Annotated in this window: 9 protein-coding genes; 2 read left to right on the top strand and 7 right to left on the bottom strand. The window is 70.5% G+C overall.

The window, feature by feature from the left end; genetic code table 11:
* The coding region (locus IJH84_RS20080) for an NAD(P)/FAD-dependent oxidoreductase (RefSeq protein ID WP_295147501.1) at nt 1-505 on the top strand (505 nt) is incomplete at its 5' end.
* 83 nt (nt 506-588) lie between these two features.
* On the opposite strand, the gene IJH84_RS20075 is transcribed toward IJH84_RS20080, so the two are convergent.
* The 6 genes from IJH84_RS20075 to IJH84_RS20050 form a co-directional block, all read right to left on the bottom strand.
* Nucleotides 589-1,332, bottom strand: coding sequence for a trypsin-like serine protease (locus IJH84_RS20075; RefSeq protein ID WP_200069319.1), 744 nt, complete (start codon nt 1,330-1,332; stop codon nt 589-591).
* Between the two features lie 362 nt (nt 1,333-1,694).
* The gene (gene glpX, locus IJH84_RS20070; RefSeq protein WP_200069320.1) at nt 1,695-2,732 is read right to left on the bottom strand and encodes a class II fructose-bisphosphatase; all 1,038 of its coding nucleotides are present in this window, start codon (nt 2,730-2,732) and stop codon (nt 1,695-1,697) included.
* 144 nt (nt 2,733-2,876) lie between these two features.
* Nucleotides 2,877-3,140 (bottom strand): exodeoxyribonuclease VII small subunit, encoded by a 264-nt coding sequence (locus IJH84_RS20065; RefSeq protein ID WP_200069321.1) that lies wholly within the window; start codon nt 3,138-3,140, stop codon nt 2,877-2,879.
* On the bottom strand, nt 3,137-3,544 hold the full coding sequence (locus IJH84_RS20060) for a hypothetical protein (RefSeq protein ID WP_200069322.1): 408 nt from the start codon (nt 3,542-3,544) through the stop codon (nt 3,137-3,139). Before IJH84_RS20060 ends, IJH84_RS20065 begins: the two co-directional genes overlap by 4 nt.
* A gap of 40 nt (nt 3,545-3,584) precedes the next feature.
* Nucleotides 3,585-4,850, bottom strand: a complete 1,266-nt coding sequence (xseA, locus tag IJH84_RS20055) for an exodeoxyribonuclease VII large subunit (RefSeq protein WP_295147494.1) — start codon at nt 4,848-4,850, stop codon at nt 3,585-3,587.
* Between the two features lie 244 nt (nt 4,851-5,094).
* On the bottom strand, nt 5,095-5,613 hold the full coding sequence (locus tag IJH84_RS20050) for a lipid droplet-associated protein (RefSeq protein WP_295147492.1): 519 nt from the start codon (nt 5,611-5,613) through the stop codon (nt 5,095-5,097).
* A gap of 253 nt (nt 5,614-5,866) precedes the next feature.
* On the opposite strand from IJH84_RS20050, the gene IJH84_RS20045 reads away from it, so the two are divergent.
* Nucleotides 5,867-6,937, top strand: coding sequence for a 4-hydroxy-3-methylbut-2-enyl diphosphate reductase (locus tag IJH84_RS20045; RefSeq protein WP_295147490.1), 1,071 nt, complete (start codon nt 5,867-5,869; stop codon nt 6,935-6,937).
* A 198-nt stretch (nt 6,938-7,135) separates the two neighbouring features.
* On the opposite strand, the gene IJH84_RS20040 is transcribed toward IJH84_RS20045, so the two are convergent.
* Nucleotides 7,136-7,843 (bottom strand): D-2-hydroxyacid dehydrogenase family protein (locus tag IJH84_RS20040; protein ID WP_295147487.1); only part of this gene is annotated, 708 nt, incomplete at its 5' end.

The raw sequence follows: 7,843 nt of genomic DNA, 5'->3' as shown, positions 1-7,843 counted from the left end.
CGGCGGCGACTCGGCGTTCGACTGGGCGCTGGCGCTGCACCCGATCGCCCGCAGCGTGGTGCTGGTGCACCGCCGCGCGAAGTTCCGCGCGCAGGCCGGGCTGGTGCGCAAGGTCGAAGACCTCGGCGTTCCGCTGATCACCGAGGCGCAGGTCGCCGAGGTGCGCGGCGACGAGAACGGGGTGCACGAGGTCGAGATCGAGGTGGGGGAGCAGCGGCGGGTGCTGCCCGCGCAGACGGTCGTCGCCGCGCTCGGGTTCACCGCCGATCTGGGGCCGATCGAGCAGTGGGGGCTCGACCTGGACAAGCGCAGCATCAAGGTGGACACCACCATGCGCACCAACCGGGAGAAGATCTACGCCGCCGGGGACGTGGCGAGCTACCCGGGCAAGGTCAAGCTCATCGCGACCGGGTTCGGCGAGGCCGCCACCGCGGTCAACAACATCGCCGTGGAGCTCGACCCCGCCGCGCACCTCTTCCCCGGGCACTCCTCGAACAAGGGCTGACCCCGGGAATGGAAACGGCCGCCCTCCCCCGGAGGAGGGCGGCCGCGTCGGTGGGGTTCGTTCGCCGAACCCTTTTCCAGATGTCAGGCGCCGGTGTTCTGCTCGACCCAGTCGGACAGCGCCGAGACGTCGGTGTAGATCGACGGTCCGGTGGCGCAGTTCGAGTCGTTGTTGCCCGCGCGGCTGGTCGCGCCGATCAGCTCCCAGTTGCCGGGGGTGCCCTTGATCTGCGGCCCGCCGGAGTCGCCGTAGCAGGCGCCGGAGTCGCCGCCCGGGTTCGACGTGCAGATCTCGGACTCGCCGGTGATGCCGCTGCACTCGCCGTCGTCGACGATCGAGGTGTCCAGTTCCTGCAGGTTGGCCGGTGCTTCACCGCCGGGCGCCGGGCTGGTCTGGCCCCAGCCGATGATGCGGGTCTCGGTGCCGGTCGCGCCGGACTCGGCCGCGATCGGGATCGGCGCCGCCGAAACCGCCTTGTCCAGCTTGAACACCGCGATGTCCGCGGACGGGTGGACGTTGATCTCGCTGACGCCCGCCTCTTCGCCGCCGCTGGCGTGCTGCAGGCTGCCCACCCGCACCTGGAACTGGTCGGGCTGGCCGCCCTCGACGCAGTGCGCGGCGGTGACCGCCCAGTCCGGCTTGATCAGCGAGGCGCCGCAGCTGTGCGAGCCGCCGTTCTGCAGGGAGATCATGAACGAGTAGGGCTCGGCGGCGTCGTGCCCGCCGACGATCAGCGGCGCCGGGTCGTCGGCTGCTGCGGCGGGCGAGGCCATCGCCGCAGCGGCGCCCACGGCGAGCGCTCCGGTCAGCAGGGGGCGGATGCGCATGAGGTGAGGTCCTTCCGTCGGCCCGGCCGCGGCCGGGAGTGCCGTCCCGGCCCGGAACAGCCGGAATGATCACCGACGGTAAGGATCTCCACCAGTTCGAGGCACCGACTTTCGGTGGGGCTGCGCTGACCCCAACGCAGGTGTGCCGCGTACCCGCGGCAACGTCGCAGCTCACGGCTTCAAACGCACCGAATTCGGAAAATACCGGTAAAAACCCGCGCCCGAACCCGGCCCGAGCGAACGGACCGTTCGTCCCAATAGATTGGTCCAACAGGCCGTTCACTCGGCGATCTCGCCGGAGCGAACGGAACTTCGGTCCGAACGGATCGGGAGCGGTCCGTTCGCTCCGGGGAGGATCGCGGTCAGGCGCCGTGCCGGCCGGTGTCCTGGCCGTCCAGGTCGACGTTGGAGTACTCGCGCAGCTTCGCCAGCCGGTGCGAACCCTCGATCACCCGCACCGTGCCGGACTTCGACCGCATCACGATCGACTGCGTGCTGCACCGGTTCGCGCGGTAGTGCACGCCCTTCAGCAGCGCCCCGTCGGTGATCCCGGTGGCGCAGAAGAACACGTTGTCCCCGCGCACCAGGTCCGAGGTCGTCAGCACCCGCTCCACGTCGTGCCCGGCGTCGATCACCTGCTGCCGCTCGGTGTCGTCCTTCGGCCACAGCCGCGTCTGGATCTCGCCGTCCATGCACTTGAGCGCGGAGGCGGTGATGATGCCCTCCGGCGTACCGCCGATCCCCATCAGCATGTCCACGCCGCTGTCCGGGCGGGCCGCCGCGATCGCGCCCGCGACGTCGCCGTCCGAGATGAACTGGATCCGGGCGCCCGCCTCGCGCACCTCGGAAACCAGCTTGTCGTGCCGCGGCCGGTCCAGGATGCACACCGTCACGTCCGAGACGTCGATGTGCTTGGCCTTGGCGACCCGGCGGACGTTCTCGGCGACCGGCGCGGAGATGTCCACCACGTCCGCCGCTTCCGGTCCCACCGCCAGCTTCTCCATGTAGAACACCGCCGAGGGGTCGAACATCGCGCCGCGCTCGGCCACCGCGAGCACCGCCAGCGCGTTCGGCATCCCCTTGCTCAGCAGCGTGGTGCCGTCGATCGGGTCCACCGCGACGTCGCACTCGGGGCCGTTGCCGTTGCCGACCTCTTCGCCGTTGAACAGCATCGGCGCTTCGTCCTTCTCGCCTTCGCCGATGACCACGACGCCGCGCATCGACACGGTGCCGATCAGCTTGCGCATCGCGTCCACGGCGGCGCCGTCGCCGGAGTTCTTGTCGCCGCGCCCGGTCCAACGGCCGCCGGCCATCGCGGCGGCCTCGGTGACCCGCACGAGTTCCATCGCGAGGTTGCGGTCAGGCGCTTCGTGGCGGCTCTGCGTGGTGGACGTGCTCATCGCGCCTCCCGGTCGGCGAACTGGGCTGTGCATCGGCGCGCGGGCGAGGCGCGCTCGTGTTCACGGATCTTCCCAGATCGCACACCCCGAGGCCGGGTCACGTGGGCGAGGCCACGCTCCGCCTCGGGCCGGATGGTCCCGGGCTCACTCGGACTCGGCGGGCTCCTCCACCGATGCCAGCGCGCGCTCCACGCGTTCCCGGGCGCCCGCGAGGTGCCGTTCGCACACCGTGGCCAGCGCTTCGCCGCGTTCCCACAGCGCCAGCGAGTCCTCGAGCGACAGCCCACCTGCCTCGAGCTGCTTGACCACCTCGGCCAGCTCGTCCCGCGCCTGCTCGTAGCCGAGTTCGGCGACTTCGGGGTGATCGGCGACCGGGTCGAACTGCTCGTCCTGCTGCTCGTTGGTCACGGGGCGGGGCTCTCCAGCTTCGCGGGCACGGACACCACGGCGGTCGCGATGGCCTGGTCGTAGCCGACGAACGCCTCGGCGAACTCGGCGCCGTCGCCTTCGCGGACCGCGTCGTTGATGCGCAATTGCGCTTCGGTGACCCTACGTCGGTGCGCGGCGCCGCGGCCGACCCACCACCTGGTTCCGCCGTAGCTGGAGGTCGCCTCGGCCAGCGCGCGCAATTTGACCGGCAGCGTCCTGCGCTCGCCGGCGTCGCAGCCGCCGAGCAGCGCAGTCCAGCAGTGGGCCGCGGCCGCATCGGCCTCCTGGGCGCACCGCCGCACCCGTTCCGCGCCGCCGAGGTCCGGTGAGCTGGTCACCGCGACGGTCAACGGGAGGAACGTGGGTTCCTGCGCTGACTGCACCACGACCTCCCCTTCACACCGGACGATGCGCGCCGCACCGTCATTCGGGTACGACGGCGCGCACCGCACCGTCAACGACTCGGACCCGCAGTTCGGTTCCCGGTGGCGCGTCCTCGACCGAGCGCAGGACACCGTCCGCGCCCTCGGGATCGACGCGCTGCACAACCGCGTACCCGCGAGCAAGAGTGGCCGCCGGACCGAGGGTCGTCAAGCGTGATCGAGTCGCGGCCATCGCGTGCCCCTCGGCGGTGAGCACCGTCGTGATCGCCCGCCGTGCCCGGTCCCGCGCCACCTGCACCTGCTCTGATCTGCGCTGCAGCGGTCCGTGCGGGTCGGCGAGCACCGGGCGGCTGCGCAACGAGTCCAGCAGCCTGCGCTCGCGATCCACCCATCCGTGTAGCGCCCGCCGGGCGCGGTCGCGCAGCTGGGCCACCCGCTGGGTCTCTTCGGCCATGTCCGGTACGACGCGTTTGCCCGCCCCGGTGGGGGTGGAGCAGCGCACATCGGCGACGTGGTCCAGCAGCGGTGAGTCCGGTTCGTGCCCGATCGCGCTGACCACCGGGGTGCGGCAGGTCGACACCGCCCGGCACAGCGCCTCGTCGGAGAACGGCAGCAGGTCCTCCACGCTGCCGCCGCCGCGGGCGAGCACGATCACGTCCACCTCGGGGTCGCGGTCCAGCTCGCCCAGCGCATCGAGGATCTGCGGCACCGCGGTCGAACCCTGCACGGCGACGTTGCGGATCTCGAAGCGCACCGCGGGCCAGCGCAGTTCGGCGTTGCTGAGCACGTCGTGCTCCGCGGCAGAGGCACGCCCGGTGACCAGGCCGATCTTGTTCGGCAGGAACGGCAGTGCGCGCTTGCGCGCCGGATCGAACAGCCCCTCGGCGCGCAGCAGCGCCCGGAGCCGTTCGATGCGGGCCAGCAGCTCGCCGACGCCGACCGCGCGGATCTCGTCGACCCGCAGGCTCAGCGTCCCGCGGCCGAGGAAGAACGAGAACTTGCCGTGCACCACCACGCGGCTGCCGTCGGTCAGCGGCGGATCCTGCTGGCGCAGCAGCGCCGACGAGCAGGTCAGGCTCAGCGACACCTCGGCGGACGGGTCGCGCAGCACCATGAACGCCGTCGCGTTGCCCTGCCGGATCTTGATCTGGGTGAGCTGACCTTCCACCCACACGTCGCCGAGCCGGTGGATCCAGTCGGCGACCTTGCGCGCCACGGTCCGCACCGGCCACGGCTGCTCCGGGCTGGTCGGAGTGGGGCTGCTCGATGCGCCCGGATTGTTCGGCGTCGGATTGTTCGGGGGCACCGCGCGCTCCTCTCCGCGTCCGGGCATCGACCGGCGCGATCATACGGCGCGCGTGCGCGATTCCTGCCGGGCAGCGGTGTTGCTTCGGCCGCGCAGCGGAACCTCGGTGCGGTGCGGACTCGCCCTGTGCGGCGGGACTGCTCGCTGCCGCGGCGGAGCGCACTGCCTTGCAGCGGAGCTCACCGGTGCTCGCTGCTTGCCGCGGGACTCGTTGCCGTGCAGGGGTTTCCTGCCGCGGCGGAGCTCACTGCCGCAGGCGTTCCAGGCGGTTCGAGAGCATCCGCTCGAAATCCGGGCGCCGTGCGTGCTGCTGCTCGTGCTCCAGCAGCACCACCAGCTCGGACTCGGAGAACCCGCGCAGCTTGCCGCGCAGTTGCGGCAGGCTCATCTGGTCGTACTCCGGTAGCACCGCGAGGTCGTCGCCGAGCGCGGACGGTTCTCCCAGGTCGGTGACCGGTCCCGGTGCCGGCTCGGCCGCGCCCGTGCCGCCTGCGGCGTCGCCACCGGCGGGACCGGGCTGTTCGTCTTCGTCGAAGGTCGCCCACTCCGGCTGCTGCTCGGTGCCGCGCAGCGCGGACAGCGTCTCGTCGCCTTTGATGGCCAGTTCGGTGACCTGCTGCTGCACCCGCATCGACACTTGCAACGCCTGGCTGACGACGGTGACCGGCAGGCCGAGCAGCTGACCCGGCAGGCGCTTGGCCTCTTCGACGGTGACGGCCGCGAGCCCGGCCGCGACCCGGATCGGCAACGGAAACGACGACATGGCCACAGCCTGCCGCACGCGCCCGGCAGAAGCCATCGAACCCGTGCGGAATCTTGCACTCGCAGTACCTGTGCCCCGAACCGCGATTAGTCTGATCGAACTAGGCCGCAAATCCGGACGGCCCAATCGAGCCGTTGGGTCCACTCGTGATCACTGTACGTGCTCACCGAACCGGTGAGAGTGGGTCACGCAACGGAGCCATGAGCCGGTGGCCGGGCTGACCCTCACCGGGACGATCCGTACCCTTGAAACCATGACGACCTCGCCGCAGGCCACCGAGCCCGCCAACTCGGCAGACCACGCTGACCAGGCAGGACCCGGCGCAGCGCCGGACGCGACGAACTCGGCCGCTGCGCAGAAGCGGGTGCTGCTGGCCAAGCCCCGCGGCTACTGCGCCGGCGTGGACCGCGCCGTCGACACCGTCGAGAAGGCGCTGGAGACCTACGGTCCGCCGGTGTACGTGCGCAAGGAGATCGTGCACAACAAGCACGTCGTGCAGACCCTCGAAGAGCGCGGCGTGATCTTCGTGGAGGAGGCCTCCGAGGTCCCCGAGGGCGCGCTGGTCGTGTTCTCCGCGCACGGCGTTTCGCCCGCGGTGCACGAGGAGGCCAAGAACCGCAACCTGCGCACCATCGACGCCACCTGCCCGCTGGTGACGAAGGTGCACAAGGAGGTCAACCGGTTCGCCCGCGACGACTACGACATCCTGCTGATCGGTCACGAGGGCCACGAGGAGGTCGAGGGCACCTCGGGCGAGGCCCCGGACCGGGTGCAGCTGGTCGACAAGCCCGAGGACGTCGACAAGGTCGACGTGCGCGACCCGAACAAGGTCGTGTGGCTGTCGCAGACCACGCTCAGCGTGGACGAGACGATGGAGCGGGTCGACCAGATCAAGGACCGGTTCCCGGATCTGCAGGCGCCGCCGAGCGACGACATCTGCTACGCCACCTCCAACCGGCAGGTGGCGGTGAAGGCGATGGCCGCGGAATGCGATCTGGTCCTGGTGGTCGGCTCGCAGAATTCGTCCAATTCCAAGCGGCTGGTCGAGGTCGCGATGCAGGCGGGCGCCACCGACGCGCACCTGGTCGACTCCGCCGAGCAGATCGAGGAATCCTGGTTCGACGACGTCTCCACCGTCGGCGTCACCAGCGGTGCTTCGGTGCCGGACGTGCTGGTCATGCAGGTTCTCGACCATCTCGCCGAGCGCGGCTGGGGTGATGTCGAGGAGGTCACCACCGCGAACGAGAAGGTGTCCTTCGCGCTGCCGCGGGAATTGCGCAAGGACCTCAAGGACAACCCGGACTCGCCCAAGGGCGTGCGCTGATCGAGCCTTCTGGCGGCCCGTCCCCGATTCTCGGGGGCGGGCCGTTTTGCTTTCACCGGAAGAACGTGTCGGGGCGGCTCGAATTCGACCGGTGCGTTCGCTCCGGAATCCGCGTGCGGCGTTCTCCTCGCCACTTCGATGTTGGGAGCGACCGGATCCGCCGCCCGTTCCGGTCGGACCGACGGTGGCGAAGTCCGCTCAGTCGAAGAAGTCGTCGCCCCGGGAACGCCGCGGGCGCCGCGGCGGTTCGCCGCCTTTGGTGAAGGCGTCGATGCAGGCGACCATCTGCTGATAATGCGCCTGCAGGCTCTCGCGCGTCGCGTAGCCGAGATGCGGCGTGATCACCACGTTGTCGAGCTTGCGGAGCGGGTGGTCTGTCGGCAGCGGCTCGGTCGAGAACACGTCGATGCCGGCGCCGGCGATCTTCTTTTCGCGCAGCGCCGCGAGCAGCGCGTCCTCGTCGACGATCGGCCCGCGCGCGGTGTTGACGAGATAGGCCGACGGTTTCATCCGGGCGAGATCAGCGGCGCCGACCAGTCCGCGCGAGCGCGGGCTGAGCACGACATGGATGGTGATGATGTCCGATGTCGCGAACAATTCGTCCTTGCCGGCGTAGCCGACGCCGGCTTCCTTGCACGTCTCCGGCGTGAGGTTGGGGCTCCAGGCAATCACGTTCATGCCGAACACCTTGGCCATGCCGGCGACCTTGCTGCCGAGCTTGCCGAGGCCGATGACGCCGAGCGTCTTGCCCTCGATCTCGGTGCCGGCAAAGGTCTGCCAGGCCTCGCCGGCATGCATGCGCGCGTTCTCGCGGCCGATGCCGCGGGTCACTTCCAGGATCAGGCCCCTGGTCAGGGGCGCGGTGGGATCGCGGCTGTACTGGGTGCCACACAGCACCACCTTGCG

The organism is Saccharopolyspora sp., from assembly GCF_017434145.1.
Taxonomy (GTDB): domain Bacteria; phylum Actinomycetota; class Actinomycetes; order Mycobacteriales; family Pseudonocardiaceae; genus Saccharopolyspora_C; species Saccharopolyspora_C galaxeae.
Note: the sequence above shows the minus strand (reverse complement) of the source record. Positions and strands in the feature narration are given on the sequence as shown.